This is a genomic window from Frankia nepalensis (assembly GCF_016786325.1).
Classification (GTDB): domain Bacteria; phylum Actinomycetota; class Actinomycetes; order Frankiales; family Frankiaceae; genus Pseudofrankia; species Pseudofrankia nepalensis.
This window is the reverse complement of the sequence record NZ_JADWYU010000245.1, coordinates 38819-57042: the sequence shown is the minus strand read 5'-3', so window position 1 is coordinate 57042 and position 18224 is coordinate 38819. Positions and strand designations below refer to the sequence as shown.

The following is an 18224-nucleotide window of genomic DNA, read 5'->3' as shown; positions in this document are numbered from 1 at the left end:
ACCCCTGTCGTCTTCTGTGGGAAGTCTACGCGCAGCCAGCCAAGACCCCGTGCTCGGGCCGTACTTCGTCTTCAAACGCGTAAAAACGTCGTTGAACTCGTACTCGCGCAGTGCCGCTTCGACGAGCCTGCGAAGCGGCGCCTCGACTCGCCCTGCGCACATGTCTCTGACCATCTCCCGCCAGGCGGAGGCCGGCGTGCCCAGACCGAACCTCCGATGCGCGGGGAGCAGCCCCACAACGTCCAAGATCATGGAGCCGGTGGTGGGCTCCCCGAACAGGGCCGCGAGTTCGATGATCAACTCTTCGCGTTCATCAGGGGTCAACGGCCAGTCAGGGGATGTCGCATCCGGGCTCCGGGGCCTCGTTCGTGGCTCGGACCTGACGCCGTCACGGTCGAGTTGCGCTACAAGCTGCCGGGTCTGAGATACCTGCGTGCGGACCACCTGAACCAGGTCGAGGGCATCGGTCAGCACATCGCGGAACCACTCGCTCAGAGCGCGGTCATCGGCGAACAAACCGCTCTCGATGCTCGCGCCCAGGGCCGCAGTCATGTTCGCCCGAGCGACCTCGACCGCCTTGTGCATCCGCTCTAGCGCAGCCGACATCTGGATCACGGTGCCTTCGACGCCGATGAGAGCGTCGAGGCGGTCGTCCGCGACCGGGAGCGTCGAGCCGGTACCGGTCGTCCGGTTGGAAAGCGATCGGGCGACCGAAGCCGACAAGCTTTCGGCCCGCTGGCGCAGTCGCGCCACGTCTCTCCCGCCGTCCCAGACCCGCAGCTGATAGCGGATCTTCGCGGCGTGGACCAGGTAGCGCGTGAATGGAGCGACCTCGGGCACACCACGAGACCACGCCCACATGCTCACCTGCTCCCTCACAGCGGATGGCGCCACGAGCGCGATCCGACGCTCGGCGCGGTCATCCGGCGCAGACAGGATTTCCCAGACCACGAATCCTGATACCGCAGTCGAGGTTCCCAACCACGCATCGGCGGTGAACGACCCGCCCAGATCCTCGCCCACCTGCTGCGCGAGGGCGCGGCACACTTGCACTCGTGCGTCGTCGGTGCTGGTGACATCGCCGGCCAAGAGTCCGATGTACAGCCGAACCGCTCCGATGAGCTCCGCCGGCGCGGTCGTACCGACCACGCGAGACCACGCCTGGTCGAGAGCACGCCAGCCGTCGGCTCCCGTGCCCTGGGCCGGCGCCAAGGCCGCAGACAGCGTCACCACATCGTGGTGCCTGCCGAAGACAGCCTGGAAGAGGCGCTCGTCCGCGGGTCGCCCAATGGCGGCGAGAAGTACCGGATCCGTGCCGGCGTCGGGCAGCAGGTTCAAGGCCCGCGGAGGTGAGGTCGGCAAGCCGACGCCGTCGACTGGACAGTCCATCCCAAGCTCGTGGCGGCAGGCATCCCACACATCGAGTAGGTGACCGAAGGCTCGGTCGGCGCCAGGTCCGCTCACGGGCGCGAACAGATGCGTGACCAGGAAGTGGAGCCCCACGCCATCAGCACGATCCTCATCTGGACGGGCAGCCGCAGACCCGTTGGGCTCCTCGCCTCGCACGAGCACCCTCCCAGCCACGCGCAGAATCGGGTAGACATCATCGCTCCGACCAGCGCCCGCTGCGCGACCGGACCCCCTTCTGGGAGCGAGACTGTACCCATTCGACACGGCTTACGGGAGGGCCCGCTGGCTTGTGTCAACGGTTTCTGAATCTTGACCCCGTGTGGGTCGGTGGGCTCAAAGGCTCGTCGCAACGCCTGCTAGATCAGGGGCGTGTGGATGGGGCGGCGAGGGCGTAAGCGGCGGCTGAATCTGGAGACGGCGTACTGGCTGTGGCGGGTGGAGGAGTTGGTTGGTTGGGCGGAGCCGCTGCGGGTGCAGCGGCTGCTGACGACGTTCCCGCCCGCCCCGCCTGGCCACGTGCCTGATGGTCGGCGGGCGCATAGTCCGGCGGGTCTGGCTGTGGAGGCGTGGCCGGCGGGGGCGTGGGTGGAGCGGGTGGATTGCCGGCCGTGGCGGGCGAGCCGGGTCCGGGTCGGTGGCGGCGAGCCGGTCAGCTACGGCCGGCTCCTGCATGCCGAGCGGCCGCGGCGGACCTGGAGTTCGGGTGAGGTCCGGGTGGATCTGCGTGGTTGTCGCACAGGTAGAACGCGGCGGCGTAGATCGCGTCGTGGGGGTTGTAGCGCGACGGCGGGCTCGCGCCGCCGGCTGGTAGTGGGTGGCGGGTGACGACCTCGATGAACGTCGGGGCGAGAAACTGCATGGGACCTGCGGCCCCGGCGCTGTTGGTGCCGCTGGCTACACCCGGCAGCCGGCTGCGACCGTGATCAGACTCTTCTCCGGACTAGAACTTGATCGATCACGGACTCGTCGTTCAGACGAGCTTGCGGGCCATGACCCAATGCCGTGAAGCCTAAGTGGATCTTGCTGGAATTTGGTCATGCTGCGCGCGGGTTGAGTGGGTGGAGTCGGATCGTCGGCGGGCCTGGGTGGCGGACCGAGCCTGGGTCGCCGGGTTTCTTGACGCGGTAGCTGTTGTGGCGGGCGCGTTTGATGACTCGTGGGCAGGTGCGGTGGCGCCGGGGCGGGTTGAGCCGGCGGGTGATCTCGGTGTGGATCCGGGGTAGCTGGGTGTGCCAGTCGTCAGGGGGAAATGTCCGCCGTCCCGGTGGCGGAACGGCGGACCAGGCGCAGCGTCCGGGCGAAACCGACCCTGTCCGGGTCGACGTCGGCGGCGTGGGCGGCCTGGGCGATCAGGGCGGTCAGCGCGTACTGGACGATCAGCCAGGACCACATTTCCTGGACCACCAGATCGGGCAGCCGGGAACGCAACACCCGGCCCGGGCCGCGCAGATGGGTCTTGAGCTGGTCGTTCGCGGTCTCTTCCTCCCAGCGCTCGTTGTAGCCGGCGGCGATCTCGTCGGCGCGGGCGTCGGCCGGGTCGAGGATGGTGGTGAGCACGACGACCAGTTCGCCGCTGCCGGCCCGGTCGGGGATGTCGTACTCGACGACCCGCGCCAGGTGCGCCTCGTCCGGGTCGAGGTCGTCGCCGGCGGCCGCGGCGGCCAGCAGCGCGGCGCGCCGCCGGCCGCCGCTGACCCGCGGGTTGATCAGCACGGTGAGGAACGTGCCGTCGGCGAGGACCTTCACGACCGGCAGGCCCAGCCCGGTCGGGGCCCGCCAGATCAGGTCCGCGCCGGTGCCGGCCGCCAGCGTCCAGTTGTCGAACGAGTAGAACCCGCGATCCGCGGTCAGGACCTCGTCACGGCGAAGCCGCATCAGCAGCCCGCGGGCCAGGGTCTTCTCCCCGGCCGAGTACCCGCCGATCTCGGCGGCGCGGAACGCGTGCGTGCCGCACTCCGCCAACGCGACGACCCGCAGCTTCGGGAACGCCGACCGTTTCTCACCCGTCCCGGCGTAGCCGAACTCGGCGGCGTTCTGTTCGGTGTCGGGCACGTCGACGTCGAACCCGTCGACCGCGAGCAGCAGCCGGCCCCGCAGCCACGCCCCCCGCGTCGACATGGTCGCGACCTGTCCCGCGACCCGCTCGAACACCTCGCCCAACACCGCCCGGCCCAGCCGCTTACGCGCCTGCGTGATCCCGGACGCGGACGGCGGCGCCCACGCCGCGTCCCAGCAGCCGAACCGGTCCAGCGACCCGGTCACCTTCGCCGCGACCTCGGCGTAGTCGTCGTCCGGGAACAGGCACATCCCCAACGTCAGATACGACGTCACATGCGGCGGAAGCTTCCCACCCCCGCGCCGCGCGCCCACCCCGCAGACCGCGACCGCCTCGTCCACCGCGTCGCGCGGCACCGCCGTCACCAACACCCCGACCGACACCTGATCCGCAGACACCATCGAAGCCACGAACCGTGACCAAACCACCCACCAGCACCGATGCCACGCCGCCACGCCGCACCAACCCAGAGCAGCCCCCGAACCAGAGATCAACGATTCAAGATCGACTTAAGCTTCACGGCATTGGGCCATGACCACCTCGGTATCGCCTGGACAGTCCCAGAAGATCCCTTCGGCGGAACGGTTCGCGAGCAGCGCACGCACCTCGCCGACGAAGTCTTCCAGGCGATCACCGAAAAGGCGCCGAGAACGAGAGGGACAAGTACCCGCCCTGTCACGGTGTGGACGATGAATGCCAGCGCAACCACCAGGGCTCCAGTGGTCCAGTGGAACGACTTCGGATGGGTGGTCCGGGCGGCGAGTAGCGAGCGGTTCGCGCGTTTGCGGACGCCGGTCTCGGTGAGGCTGTCGAGGCCGACCCCTGCTAGGGCGACCGAGCGTGCGGTGACGACCAAGACAACGATCCCGGCGATGTTCCAGCCGAGGGTGGCGTATTCGAGGCGAAGCCGCAGCGCTTCATGGCCACCAACGTTCTACCGCTTTAAGTGAATCGCGTGTCTGCATCGCAAGCAGCGTATCCTCCGCGTGTGCGATGCGGCCGAGAATGCAGGTGAGTACGAGATCGCGCCCAGATTGCGCGGCGGCTTGCAGTGCCGAGTGCCAGATCTCGATACTTGTCAGGCCGTCGACGCTTTTACCACGAGTGGAGGCCGCGACCAGCACCGCTGCGCGACTACTCGGATCTTCGAATCTTGCAGTGAGAGCGTTGGCGAGTAGGTTCGATGGTAGGTGGGGCACAATCGCTTTCAACATCATCACACGGCTTGGTTCGTCATCAGTGGACAATGTGGCAGCGAGCGCCTTGGTGAGAAGCGCGGGAGGCAGGTGCGGTGCGAGCTGGACGAACGCATACGCTCGCCACGACGGGTTGTCGGCGGGAGCGACAGCGACGGTCAGCGCGTCGGCGAGCAAGTCTGGCGGTAGAAGCGGCGCCAGGTGCTTTAGCGTCTGCGCGCGGAAGTACACGTCGTCATCGGCTGCGGCCTCATCGAGCGCCTGCTTGAGGTCATGCGCGGTCGGGGGCTGCCCCAAATCTGCCAGCACCCTCATCCGGAGCGCGAGGTTGTCGATGGTGGTGACGGCGGTCATCGCCTGGGAAACCAGGTCAGCGGGCAGGCACGGCGCGAGCTGGGCCAGCAGGGCTCCCCGTCGGTGCGGATTGTCGATGGCTGTTACGACGGCGAACCCGTGACGGAGGAGGTGGTCCGGCAAGTGAGGCGCTAGGGCAGCAAGGGCTCCTTGCCCGAAGAACGTCCGTTCGGCAAGGGCGAGCGAAAGGGCGTCGGTAAGGACGTCTTCTGGAAGGTGTGGTGCGAGTGCCGCGAGGCCGTGCGCACGGGCGGTGGGCGAGTGGACCGCGAGAGCAGCGGACTGGGCCTCGGCCAGAGTCCGTGTGCCGTATTCGGCCGGGAGGTGTAGCGCCAGGGCTGTCAGCGCCTTCGCTCGGGAAGAGGGGGATGTGACTCGTACCGCTGCGGCCAGCGCAACGGCGACCAAGTCCGCAGGCAGGCACGGTGAGAGTCCTTGCAAAGTCAGTGTCCGGATAAACGGATCTTCCATGGCTATCGCCGCGTCTAGCGCGTCCGTGAGCAGATCCGGTGGCAGGTAAGGCGCCACTTTCGCCAACGTCTGGCCCTGCACAAGGTGGTCGTCGATGGCGAGCACAGCCGCGACAGCCTCGCGGAGCCGGTCCGGAGGTAGATAGGGCGTGAGGCCCGCCACCGCCCATCCGACGGCGTACGACTGATCGAAGGCGATTCCTGTGGCCAGCGCGTCCGAGAGCAGGTCCGCGGGGAGGTACGGGGCCAACCAGGCTAGCGCCCGCGCCTGGAAGGGCGGATCGTCGAGATTCATGCAAGCGGTCAGTGCCTCCGCCAGGCTCGGGCCGGGGATGTCCTCGGGCAGGTGTGGAGCAAGCCCGGCCCACGCAAGCGCGCGGGAGAAACCATCGTCGAACAGGTCGACGGCGGCTACAGCCTCGACGATCAGGTCCGGGGGCAGGTGAGGTGCCAACTCCGCCAACGCCTCAGCTCGGAAACGCGTTTCGCTGACGGCGGTCGCGGCGGCAAGCGCCTGCTCCAGCACCTGTCCCCGCCTTTCTGCCGGCAGAAGCGGTGCCACCTGCGCCAACGCCCGCGCCCGCAGGTGCGGGTTGTCGACCGCGGACGCGGCAGTCAACGCCTCCTCGACTACCTGCTGGCGTCCGTCCGGCGGCACGTGCGCCGCCAACTCCCTCAAGACCGCCGACCGGTGAGCGGCGTTGACGACCGATCTGCCCGCGGCCACGGCAGCCGGAAGCAAATCCACCGGCAGGTGCGGCACCAACCGTGCCAAGGCCGAGGCAAGCACATGCGACTCGGTAGCGGCTGCCGCCCTCACCGATGCCGTCGCCTCTGCCTGGACCTGCTCATGTTGGTCCGCAGACAGGTAGGGCGACAGCGCGGCCAGTGCTTCCGCGCGAGCTGTCGCAGCGGGGACGCTTTCGGCGTAGGCCAAGGCCCGCCGAGGTTCCCACAATTGTTCCTCGACAGCGCGGACAAGGAGTGCGGGAGGGATGTTTTCCGCGATGCTCGCGACTGAACCGAGCCTCAACGCATAGTGGATCATCCGACCGGTGGTGTCGTTGTTCTCACCGTAGACGACGAGATCAGCCTTCTGCGCGTGGCTCAGCGCCGCCCGGAAGTTTGCGAGGCAAACGGCGGTAGTGCCAAGGTTTTCGTGGACTGTGAACCAGGCGTTATCGGCTCGCCCCGGCGCCGCTGGCCATTCCGCGCACAGCACCGCGTCAAGCACGTCAGCCCGGTCGGCGTCGAGCAGGTGCGCGACCAGGTGGGCTGCACCGTACCGGTCCGCGACGGCGAGGCCGTCGACTGCACGCAGTGCGGGCAGCGCCCGGTCGAGTCGACCCCACCGTTCGAGGAATGCTTGGCACAGCGTCAGGTGGAGCTGGGCGAGTTGTCCGGAAGGCAGGCCGGAGCGAGCATGGTCCAGCAGCAGGTCGTGGATAGTGAAGGTGTCGCTGTGTGGATCGAGCTGGACCAGGCTGCGCCGCGCCAGCATGCGCAGCAGTTCGTCAGCGTCGAGGTCGTCCAGGCCGGCTGTAGCCTGCCACAGCAGGACCGCGACCGCTGAAGGCACCTGCCCACGGCCTTCGAAGACGGCGAGTTCCCGGAAACGGTCGGCCGTCTCGGTGTCGAGGGCCGAGACAGAGACGTCCAGAGCCGCAAGCAGATTCAGGTGAGGGTAGTCGGCGAACCGACCTGACAGGCGTGTCCGATCGGTTCGCTGCAGCCGTTCCGCCACATTGGCCCACGGCCTGCCTTCGGCGATCATCCCGCCGGCCAAGGCGAGCGCGAGAACCAGCCCGCCGCAGCGAGCCGCGACCGTCTCGGCTTCGGGCGGCAACGACGCGACCGGCAAACCTGCGTAGCTGGCCAGCAGCCGCTGGGACAGGTCCGCGTCGACCTGGCCGAGCGGGTGGACCTGGCTGTCGGTAAATAGCGCGTCACGGCTGCGGGTCGTTACCAGTAACCGACTGGCACCGGTGACTGGAAGGGCGCGGAGAACGTCGACCTGCCACACGTTGTCCAGGACAACCAGGCAGGCCGCGCCGTCGAGGAGCCGCCGGAGACGTTCGGACCCGTCGCCGAGGTCTAGCACTGGTGCACGGTCCCCAAACGCGCGCAGTATCTGGGCCACTATGGCCGTCAGGTCGGGGGCGGGGTTGACCTCGACCCACAGCAGGCCGCCGGGAAACGCCTCGCGCACCGCCGGGTCATGGACTACGGCACGTGCCAACGTCGACTTGCCGGCACCCCCCATACCGACCACGCCCACGACCTGACCGACCGTCTTCGTGAGCAGGCCCCGCACGGCCGCGACGTCATCATCACGGCCTACAAACCGAGCTGGTAGCGCTGGCAGCAACCCGAGAGAGGGGCATAGTCGAAACGCTGTCGAGTCGTCCGAGGTTCGGACCGCGCCACGGAACACACTATTGCCTGGATACCAGACCGATGCCTTCGCCAACAATTGGCGCCGCCCATCGACCACTGCCCCGTGCTCGACGAGCTGGGCGACCTCGTGCCAGAACCCGAGTGCCGACCCCGAACCCCACCCGGGCTGTCGCGCGCGTGACATACCAGCTTCGACGAGCAGTTGTCGAGCTGCTGCCTCGTTGCAGAAGGCGCTCGCCAGCGCCGCCACCTCGTCTGCCGCCAACCGCGCATCGGGACCCACACCCCTATCGTCCCGCGCGGGTCGAGGGCGGCTGCGTCGTCCTCCGGCGCAACCGCGCCCGCGTGCAAGGGAGCATCGCCTGCGCGCTGGCGGCGCTGTGAACGAAGTGTGATCATCCGGTACGCTTTGGCGTTTCTCCTCGTATGGGGGAACAGAGGTGCAGGTAGCGATCTCGCTAGGCCCGCCTTACCAAGCCGGACGCTGCGGCCGAGTTGCTGGCGACCCGGACCACGGTGCATCACTGATCGACACAGAAGGGTCCCCAGTCGCGCCGCGGCTCCCGCCGGCGCAACAGCAACAACCAGGACTTGCGCCATCTGTCCTACGAGTTTGCGGGCTGCATAGCTCGCGGAGCACGCCGGAGTGGGCTGACGACGCGGTGAAGTTCCTCCTCCCGCTCACGCAGCCGATCGGTTGTACGGATCCGTGTGCCAAGTCCGAGGACGAACAGCTGGTAGGCCAGGCGGAGGGCGATCTCCTTACGCGAGTCCGGCGCTTCCGGCGGTACCGGAAGGATCTGCTCTCGCCGGAAGCCGACCTTCCGCCAGACATCTCGGATGCGCAGACCATGGTGGCGGTGTGCGACGACCGCGAGCGGAAATGCCCGGGAGTATTTGTCGATCGGTGTCAACCCTTCCTCGACGAGGATTCCGACCTCGTCGACGGTACTAGTCGCGTAGGCGCGCCCAAGTGGTTGGGATGGGTTCGGAATGACCAGCTCCTGTGGAACGCCTTGCTCGACGACGAGCCGTGCGATGTGCTGCGCCTCCGCTTGGTCGCCGACGTCCGCCATCATCTGCCGTTTTCCTGGGCGTCCTGCCACGCAGATCACCCGCATCCGAGGTGCACACTCGGGGTCGAGGCCGGCGTATTCATCGTCGTCACTATCCGAGTTGTGGTGGTGCCAGTAGTCTGCTGCAAGTTGGGCTCGTTCCGCAGCAGCCGGGGAAATCTGCAGGCGACCCTCCGGGTCCAGTCGGGAGCCGGGTGCGCCAAACACCACGATGTCGACAGCCCGAGGAGCATCTACCCAGGCTGGCCTTTTTATCTTCGCGCGCGCCACGAGCGCTTGACGTAGGAGGTCGTGGCGGAACTCGTAGGCGATTCCCGCTTGTCGGAGGACCCCAAGGTCGTGAGCTTCCTCAAGAGATCCAAAAAGATCCGTCGGGAGCTTCTTCCGGAAGGCCAACCATTTCCAGGCGACCGCGTTTCGCGTCGAAGCCGCAAACATCAGGCAAGACGTGATCCCCGCAGGCCAGAAACTAATCCAGGCCGGAGCTAATACTTCATCGCACCAAGACCACGCGATTATCGTCGCGCCGAGCGAGCACGCAAGGACGCCGGCCAGTCCGCGGCGCACTCGTACAAACATCCTGTCTGTCGCAGTGGTGCGCGCCGGCGGACGTAGGACGAGACCCGGCGCTGCGGCTACCGCGTTTGCGACGGCTATCAGAATGATCCACCCAAAGGCGAGCCGGTCGTCAATCCAGAACCAAAGAACCGCGGGCACCACGAAGGCACCAGCAAGTACGCCGGCGAGCGCCGTGCCCGTCCCAGCGTTCTTCAGATCGCGAACGAACGATTCCTTCGCCGACATCGCCGTAGCGCCAGACAGCACCGTGTCCTCGTCGGGGTTCGCCTGGAGACGCAAGCCGATCACGGTCGCCGCCGCGAACCCGGCGAAGGCGGCTGCCAAAGTGCCCGCTGCCAGGCCGATCAGCAGCTGCCGCGGGTTGCGACCCGGCCAGACAAGGTCCGAGGCGGACGGGTCGCTCCACCAGGGCACCCGCATCACCAAGCCGGCGAGCACCGCGGCTGCCAGCACATAGATGACCCCAGCGCCAACTCGCTGCAGGTGAACCACGAATCCGGGATCGTTTCCCGACTCAAGATCCGAGTAGCCAGTCCGCCCCCGCCGTCGCTCTTCTGGATCGTTGGATCGGGACATGGAGTATCCCCGCCCGAACGACACCCCGCAGACCAGGCCGAAGTACAGCGACAAGAGTAGGCCAACCGCGAGCACCGGCTGCCGAGGAGCGAGCAGACCTAGCAACGCCCCCGCTCCGAGCGCTGAGGACAGGCCCAGCCACTGGGTGGGTGCCAGAGCAGTGATCTGCCACCAAGCCACCTCATGCAGCGGGCGCCGTTGCATGCCCTCGGCGAGGAATGACAGCCAACGCAGTGCTGCGCGCGCATCACTTCCTTGCCGCGAACCTCCTTGCTCGGCGCTCACCCGACCGCGCCTGTACAAAGAGGTTACTAGTCCGTCGAGAAGACGGTCTTTGAGGCGATCGCCCGTGGAATCCTTGGTGTCGTTGATGACTCTCCGAGGGTCACCGTCGTGCTCGGCGGCTAGCCAGGCCATGAGCGGAGCGCACAGCACTCTCTCCTGCGCTGCGGTCGTGGCACCCAGAGCGCCAGTGAGCGCTTCGGCCCACCGTCCGTCCGCCTCCACGAGGTACGTTCTCATCACCTCACGTTGAAGCGGTCGAACGATGGCGATGGAACCGCCAGGAAGAGGCTTCCTGCTAAGATACATGAACTCCCTGGTGCGACAGGTGGCAATCACCGGCCGCCCGCCGACAAAAGTATGAGAAATCGCGTCGGAAGCTTCGTCTATCACCTTGCCGCCGGCCTCGTCGAGACCGTCCAGAAGAGGTATGACCAACTTTCTTACGAAGATACGCAGCAGATGGTCGGCGTGAAGCGCGTCGAAATCCTTCTTCATTCCAGGGTATTGAGAAACTATCCGGCGTTCGATCCACTCCTCGATGGTGAAGACTCTCGGACTCCACCCGGCAAGCGAAATGCGTACTGGGACTTTTTCCGCCTTCTCTGTCATGGACCGGAGTATAAGAAGCGCAAGTGTCGTGGTTTTTCCGCAGCCCGGACCACCGATGATCGACAGCTGTTTCGCGCGCCCAGCGCGAAAACTCATAAGAAGATCGTCGACACTGTCGACAACCAGTTCTGGTCGCGCCGCCAGTGGCGTGGAATCGTCCAAGCCGGTCCGCTGGCCACGGAAATGATACGACAGAGGCATGGCCCTGTCTTCACCTCGGGTCAACAAGTCAACAAGCGCACCGATGTCGTGCTCAACGTACATTGCAAGCTTCCGTGCTACGCCCGTGAAATTCTTCGTCAGATCTTGGCGGAGGGCGGCACTCCCGCCGGAGACCCGTTCTGCCGCTGCCAGCACGGCAGAACGGTCTCCGTGCACGCCACCATGTTCGACAATCTCGTTAATCCTGTGCCACAGCGAGAGCCCATCATGTGCCCCTTGCGGGAAACGCCCTCGTGGGAGTCCCAGGCCCCTGAGCACCGGAGCGGCCGACTCAAGGTCCGGGAAGATGTCTGCGAGTGCAGCGAGGTCTTCCCAGGAAAGGCTCTCATGCCCACCTCCGGACGACGCCTCCGCCACAGCATCCCCCGTTGCTTTAGACATCTGATCGCGTGTTTCGCCCTGAACTGTAGCAGACGTCTCCCATCGGGCGAACGGCTACTCATCCCTGGCCGGAGAGCACCAGCATGCGAGAAACCGACCCCAATTGGCCGCAAGAGCCAAGGCTGGATCCCCACCGATGTCATGACTTAAGACATCCTTGAGGACCCCGACGACCGCAGGTTCAGGCCGGTCGGGCTCGCCAGATCAGGTCGGCCCCGGTCCTGGCCGCGGCCGACCAGTTGGCGAACGAGTAGAACCGCGGTCCGCAGTCAGCTCCTCGTCTTGCCGTAGTTACATCAACAACCCGCGCTCCAAGATCTTCTCGCTGGTGATGTCTCATTTCCGGTTCCCGCCCCTACCGCTCGCTGGCGGGTTCGCGCTCGTCCAGGCGGCCTGCGGCGACGCGTCGGTGGGCGGTCATCCGGCCGCGGCTGATGGTAGCCACGACGGTGTCGCGGGATGTTGCGGGTCCGGGCCGCGCGGGCGGGCGCCGCCTCAGTTTGACCGGTGATCACTGTCCGTAGCCCCGGAGGCGTGGCGACCGGGGCCGGACCGAGGCCGAACCGAGGCGTAGCTGACGGCACAGGCCGGCACCGGGAGGCATGCCGCAGGATCACGGCTTGCCGAGAATCCGTACGGGCCGGCCAAACTCGGCACGAGATGACAGGAGGCGTTACGGCGCGGAAGCTGGGAACAGACCGGGGGAGCTGACTCATAATCCTCCAGTCCTCAGCGATGGTGGCTGGATTAGAGATCAAGTTCGGCGGTCGGTGGCGGTGGTGGCGCCGTACCTATGGCCAGGTCAGCGACATCCCGAGGCGCTGGCGTGATCTTGTTGGGGAGGTGGAGGGCGGTGAGGGCGGCGAGGGTGAGGTGGGGTTCCTGGCCGGTCAGGTCTATCCGGTGGGCGATCGTGCCGAGGATGTGTCGGAGGTCGTCGGTGGTGTGGCGCAGGGCGCGGGTGAGGTCGGAGGTCGGGCAGCGCAGTGTGCCGTGGTCGCGGTCGTGGATTTCGGCCCATCGCGGTTCGGTGGAGATGGTTGGTTGTGGTGGTCGGGTGTCGGTGGCTCGCTGAATGTGGCCGGTCGAGGAGGGCCTGGCGGCCTGGGCGCCGAGGTGGGTGGCGAGGTGGGGTCGGGGTTGGGTGCCGGGGAGTTCGGTGAGGCGGGCGACGAGGGTGGTCGAGGCGGTGAGTGCGTCGGTGTAGGCCTGGCCGAGGCGGGCGGCGCGTCGGTGGTCGAGGTGGGTGTAGGTGTTCTTGCTGGCTCGGTAGGTGAGCAGGTCGCTGCCGAGTAGCCGCTTGACGGTGACGGCGCCGCTGACGGCGAGGTCGGGCAGGATCAGGGCGGCGCGGCGGAACGGGGTCAGGCCTTGTGGGTTGCCGGCGGCGAGGGTGGTGGCGAGGTGGTGTCGGGTGTCGTTGGCGAGTCGGATGGCGATGTGGCCTTCGGTTCCCAGGGAGACGGTGTTGGTGAGGACTCGTGCGATGGGTTCCCAGGCTGCGGCGGTGGTGACTGCTTGTTGGCTGGCCTGGTCGTAGGGGGAGGCGGTTCTCCTGCCGGGGTTGCTGTAGGGGCGTAGGGCGAGGTTGGTCTGGCCGGCGACGATCGCGGCGAAGTCGGCGAGGGCGAGCAGGGCGTGGTGGGTGGGGGAGGCGTCGGGTTGGCTGAGGACGAACGCGGCGAGGCGGAGTTGTTCGAGCCTTCGGTCCAGGACGGGCATGTCCTGGCTGGGGAAGAGGGGTTGGAGGTCGTCGAGCGGGCCGGGGCGGTCGGGGCCGCCGCACTGGTCGACGAGGTCGGCGGCTGGGACGGCGAGGCCGGAGATCAGCCACAGGGTTCGCGTTGCGGGGGGTAGTTGGCTGCTGGAGACGACGGGTGTCCGTTCCGGTGAGCCCGGTGGTGCGGTGGTGCGTTGTTCGGTGAGTAGTTCCTGGGCGGTGCCAGCGGCGAGTGCTGTCAGGGTCGCGACCCGGCCTGTTGCCGTGGTGGTGGCGTTGCGGTCGGCAAGGTGGCGGGCGTCGGGGCCGAGGTCCTGGCCGTCGGGGCCGATCTGTTGGGCGAGCAGGTCGTGGGCGAGCGCGAGCTGGTCGGCCGCGGTGTGCCAGGGGCTCGCCATCTGCGTGCCTCGCGGTGGGGGATCAGCTGGTGGGAGGGTGGCGAGTGCCGCCTCGGTGAGGTCGGCGAGGCGCGCCGCGGGGTGGGAGGTGCCGAACCGCTGGGACAATAGCCGGGCGTGGCGGCCGGCGACCCGGACCAGGGCTACGAGCCCGGCGATGTCCGCCTCGACGGGTCGGGGTGCGCGCCGGCCCGCGGCGCGAGCGGCGGTGTGCACAGCCAGGTCGGCGAGGTGGCCGTAGGTGACCGGACTACTCATGGCCCAGGGCCGAAAGCGCCGAGAGGGCCTGGCGGGTGTGGATCGCCGCGAAGGCGACCGGAACCGGATAGGCGACGGTGTCGACCGTCGCGGCCAGTAGGAACGCCGCCCTTTCGAGCAGTGGCCGGACGTCGCTGGTGGTGACCTGCTCCGGGCCGGCCTCGAACGCCGGGGGGACAGTGATCCCGGCGGTGTCGAGTTCGTAGACGGCCAGGTGCACGTCTGCCCGTGCGGTCAGCCCGGCCAGGGTCTCGCGGGCCGGGGCGTGCAGCAGCCCGGACGCGGCGTGTTCGAGCAGTATCAACGCGGCCCGCGCCCCGGCCTCGTCGTCGCCGTTGGTCAGTTCCGCTGCTCGTGTATGCCAGCCCATCGCGTCTCCCTTGGTCTTCCGGGCAGTCAGAGCCCACCGCTGCCGGGGTGTCTGGTCTTCGGTGAATCCACGGCACCATCACCGGGCCCGTGATGGCAGGCCGCGGCGGCTGTCTGTGCACAACCCTGGAATTTCCACACCTCGCAGCGGCCCTCGCGCGAGCCCTCCCGCCGGTCAACCTCTGAGCCGGGTCGCTGTGGGCGCGGCGCCCCGCGATGTCGGCGGCGATGTCCTTCGCGAGGCCGTCGACGATGCCCTCGACGAGTGGGTGTACGAGGCCGTCTGGCTGTCGAACGCATTCGCGACGCCGGACTCTCGCTGTTCGACGAGACCCACAAGATAGTCAACACTGTTGACGCATCCTCACTTGAACGTGATCAAAATGTTTCCTGGGGACTGTCGAGTCGTGAGGCGGCATTGTCGTCAGCCCGGTCATCGTGTCGGCCCTCGCGCATGACACCCGACCACGCATCGCGGAATTCCGTCGTGGTCGGCGGGCCTCGCGGGGCGGGTCCAAACAACACAGTGACGTTGTTCGGGTTGCCCCGACAGACTGTTGTGGAGGGCTGGCCGGTCGCCGTTGGCCCGCGAGACGACAGTGAGACCGGCGTGCCCGCCGGATGTCGGAATGCGCGGCGATGTCCGGGGCGATGGCCTTCGCGGTGTGGGTGGCGATGACATCGGTTCGGATCGTGCGGTGCCATGACGACGATAGGCCGGCCGGTGAGGCCCACCCAGGCGAGGACGCCGGCGCCGCGGACCGATCAGCGGGTGCTGCTGACCCTCGAACAGGTGCTCGCGGAGTTGGGTGGTCCCGCCGGTCCGTTGCCGCGGTCGACCTGGCATGACTGGCAGCGCAAGGGCAGAGGGCCGAAGGTCATCAGGCTGCCGAATGGGCAGGTTCGGGTCGCCCGCGACGATCTGAACGGCTGGCTGGACGGCCTGACGTCTGACCCGGCGGCGTCATGAGTCCCGCTCAGGCCGGTGGACCTTCCTCGGAGGGGGAGGAACGGCGGATTACCTTCGATGTCCGGGTCTGGGCCGTCCGCGAGCGCCGGCTGAAGAACGCGACCAGTTGGCAGGTGCGCTGGCAGGTTGCCGGTCGGCCGAGCCCGAATACCCGCAGCTTCCAGTCGAAGGGGGCCGCGGAGTCTCGCCGGGCGGAGATTCTCACCGCGGTGCGGAAGGGTGAGGCGTTCGATGTCGAGTCCGGCCTGCCGATATCGGAGTGGCGCGCCCTGCCCCAGCCGGAGCCCGAGCCGCCCCCGGTGCGTACCTGGCTCATGGTCGCCCGCGACTTTGTCGACGCGAAGTGGGCCGAGCACCAGGCGCCCGGCACCCGGCGCTCCATCGCCGAGGCGCTGGGTCCGGTCACGGTCGCATTGTTCGACGAGCAGCCGCCGGCCGCGCTCGCCGGCCTGGTGCGTGAGGCGTTGGCGGGTTGGGTGTTCCTCACCGGGGAGCGCACGCGGCTGCGGGCCGACGGCCGCCGGGTCGAGAACCCGCCACCCGAGGGCTGGGTGGAGGTGCTGGCCTGGATGGAGCGGCACAGCCGACCGGTGGGCGATCTGGCGGACGTCGAGGTCACTCGCGCCGCGCTGGTGGCGCTGTCGCACCGTCTGGACGGCAAGCCAGCGGCGCCGAACACGATCACCCGGCGGCGGCTGGTCTTCGGCCAGGTCGTGAAGTTCGCGGTGGCGCGTGGCGACCTGGAGGCCAACCCGATTCCCAGCGCGCAGTGGACACCGCCGCGCAAGGTCGTGGTCGTCGATCGGCGGGTCGTCGTCGATCACCGCCGGGCGCTGCGGCTGTTGGCCGTGGTCGCGCAGATCGCCCCTGACCTGGAGGCGTTCTTCGCGTGTGTCTACTACGCGGCGATCAGGCCGGGGGAGGTCCAGGAGTTGAACATCAGCCAGCTTCGGCTGCCCAGGCGGGGTTGGGGCGAGGTCGCGCTCGAGCGGAGCAATCCGGAGATCTCGCCCCGCTGGTCCGACGCGCCCGACAGGCCGCGACAGGCCCGCGAGCAGCTCAAGCACCGGGAGAAGGGTGAGGTCCGCCCCGTCCCGCTGCACCCCGAACTGGTGACCCTCCTGCGCCGGCACCTCGAACGGTTCGGGACGGCGCCGGATGGCCGGCTGTTCCGCTCGGCCACCGGTGGGCCCGTCAAGACGGCCCGCTACGTCGAGGTGTGGCAGGCTGCCCGCCAGCGGGCGCTGACCGCCGCCGAGGCCGCCAGCCCGCTGGCCAGGCGGCCCTACGACCTGCGCCACGCCGCCGTGTCACGTTGGCTGAACGCCGGCGTGCCGCCCACCCAGATCGCCGAGTGGGCCGGCCACAGCGTTCGGGTCCTGCTCATGGTCTACGCCCGCTGCATTGTCGGCCAGGAACAGCGCGCGCTTGGCCTCATCGACGCCTCCTTCGCCGCCGAGGCGCCCCAGGACGAAACCCTGGAGGCCGACCTCCCGGACGCCGGACAGACCCTCGAGGACCCCGGACAGGCGCTCAAGGACCCCGGGCCGGGACTCGACGGGCCATGATCGTGTCCACGCCCTGTCCACAGACAGCCGGATACAGCCGCTCCGGACCGGCCGCGACCGGACACCTCGTCGATCTTTCGCGGCGAGGTTTGTCGTGCCGCGCAGTACCGCTGACCTGCGCAAACACAGGTGTGATCAGGCCTTCGCGAGGTGGCGGCTGATCACCAGGCGCTGGATCTGGTTGGTGCCTTCGAAGATTTGCATGACCTTGGCCTCGCGCATGTAGCGCTCGACCGGGTAGTCCTTGGTGTAACCGGCGCCCCCGAAGACCTGGACGGCGTCCTCGGTGACCTTCATCGCGGCGTCGGTGGCGACGAGCTTGGCGATGCTCGCGGCCTTGGCGAAGGGCAGGCCGGCGTCGCGCAGCCGGGCCGCGGACAGCGTGGTCGCGCGGGCCGACTCGACGGCGGCGGCCATGTCGGCGAGCAGGAAGCCCAGGCCCTGGTGGTCGATGATCGGCCGGCCGAACGCCTCGCGTTCCTTGGCGTAGGCCACGGCGTCGTCGAGCGCCCGCTGGGCGAGCCCCGTGGCCGCGGCGGCGATCCCGAGCCGGCCGGAGTCGAGCGCCGACAGCGCGATCGTGAGTCCCTGGCCCTCGGTCCCGACGAGCCGGCTCGCCGGGACGGCGGCGTTCTCGAACCCGATCTGGGTGGTCGGGGAGGCGGTGAGGCCCATCTTGCGCTCGGGCGGGTGCGCGGTCAGGCCGGGCGTGCCGGCGTCGACCAGGAAGCAGGAGATCCCGCCGCGGCCCGCGCCGGTGCGGGCGAACACGGTGTAGAAGTCGGCGGCGCCGCCGTGGGTGACCCAGGCCTTGGTCCCGGACAGGACGTAGTCGCCGCCGCTCTCGACCGGCGGGGTGGCGGTGGTCTTCAGCGCGGCGGGGTCGGAGCCGGCGTGTGGCTCGGACAGGCAGTAGGCGCCGAGCAGGTCGCCGGACAGCAGCTTCGGCAGGTGCTGCTCGCGCTGGGCTTCGGTGCCGAAGTTCGCCAGCGGGTAGCAGGACAGCGCGTGCACGCTGACCCCGACGGCGACCGAGGCCGACCGGTAGGCGATCTCTTCTAGCACCTGCAGGTAGACCTCGAACGGCTGCGCGCCGCCGCCGAACCGTTCCGGGTACGGCAGGCTCAGCAGCCCGGCCTGCCCGAGTACGCGGAACACCTCGCGGGGGAAGCGCGCCTCGGCCTCGTCCCGCGCGATGCGCGGTTCCAGTTCCTTGGCGCAGATGTCCGCGGCGAGCGCGACCAGTTCGCGCGCTTCGTCGGACGGCAACAGACGCTCGACCGGCACGGCGACCACCCCTCCCGGAGTCCTGCCCGCGCGGGCGCGAGGA

The 18224-nt window shown here is 68.3% G+C and carries 9 protein-coding genes and 1 pseudogene; 2 read left to right on the top strand and 8 right to left on the bottom strand.

Annotated elements, in window-relative coordinates; genetic code table 11:
- The 7 genes and pseudogenes from I6A81_RS37990 to I6A81_RS37960 form a co-directional block, all read right to left on the bottom strand.
- Nucleotides 1-1503: CATRA conflict system CASPASE/TPR repeat-associated protein (locus I6A81_RS37990; protein WP_203005597.1), on the bottom strand; the 1503-nt coding region annotated here is incomplete at its 3' end.
- 556 nt (nucleotides 1504-2059) lie between these two features.
- Nucleotides 2060-2341 (bottom strand): annotated as a pseudogene (locus tag I6A81_RS44420) (transglycosylase SLT domain-containing protein); the annotation flags it as partial.
- 308 nt (nucleotides 2342-2649) lie between these two features.
- Entirely contained in the window at nucleotides 2650-3867 is a 1218-nt protein-coding gene (locus I6A81_RS37980) for an IS4 family transposase (RefSeq protein WP_203005596.1), read from the bottom strand.
- Between the two features lie 516 nt (nucleotides 3868-4383).
- Nucleotides 4384-8166 (bottom strand): NB-ARC domain-containing protein, encoded by a 3783-nt coding sequence (locus I6A81_RS37975; RefSeq protein WP_203005595.1) that lies wholly within the window; start codon nucleotides 8164-8166, stop codon nucleotides 4384-4386.
- Between the two features lie 322 nt (nucleotides 8167-8488).
- The gene (locus I6A81_RS37970; protein ID WP_203005594.1) at nucleotides 8489-11365 is read right to left on the bottom strand and encodes an NACHT domain-containing protein; all 2877 of its coding nucleotides are present in this window, start codon (nucleotides 11363-11365) and stop codon (nucleotides 8489-8491) included.
- A 993-nt stretch (nucleotides 11366-12358) separates the two neighbouring features.
- The gene (locus tag I6A81_RS37965; protein ID WP_203005593.1) at nucleotides 12359-13987 is read right to left on the bottom strand and encodes a hypothetical protein; all 1629 of its coding nucleotides are present in this window, start codon (nucleotides 13985-13987) and stop codon (nucleotides 12359-12361) included.
- On the bottom strand, nucleotides 13980-14357 hold the full coding sequence (locus tag I6A81_RS37960) for a hypothetical protein (protein ID WP_203005592.1): 378 nt from the start codon (nucleotides 14355-14357) through the stop codon (nucleotides 13980-13982). Before I6A81_RS37960 ends, I6A81_RS37965 begins: the two co-directional genes overlap by 8 nt.
- Before the next feature lie 702 nt (nucleotides 14358-15059).
- Between I6A81_RS37960 and I6A81_RS37955 the strand changes: the two genes are divergently transcribed.
- Entirely contained in the window at nucleotides 15060-15326 is a 267-nt protein-coding gene (locus I6A81_RS37955) for a helix-turn-helix transcriptional regulator (RefSeq protein WP_238430077.1), read from the top strand.
- A gap of 209 nt (nucleotides 15327-15535) precedes the next feature.
- Entirely contained in the window at nucleotides 15536-16894 is a 1359-nt protein-coding gene (locus I6A81_RS37950; RefSeq protein WP_307875186.1) for a tyrosine-type recombinase/integrase, read from the top strand.
- 135 nt (nucleotides 16895-17029) lie between these two features.
- Here I6A81_RS37950 and I6A81_RS37945 read toward each other — a convergent pair whose 3' ends face one another.
- On the bottom strand, nucleotides 17030-18181 hold the full coding sequence (locus I6A81_RS37945; RefSeq protein ID WP_203005590.1) for an acyl-CoA dehydrogenase family protein: 1152 nt from the start codon (nucleotides 18179-18181) through the stop codon (nucleotides 17030-17032).
- Nucleotides 18182-18224 lie beyond the last annotated feature (43 nt).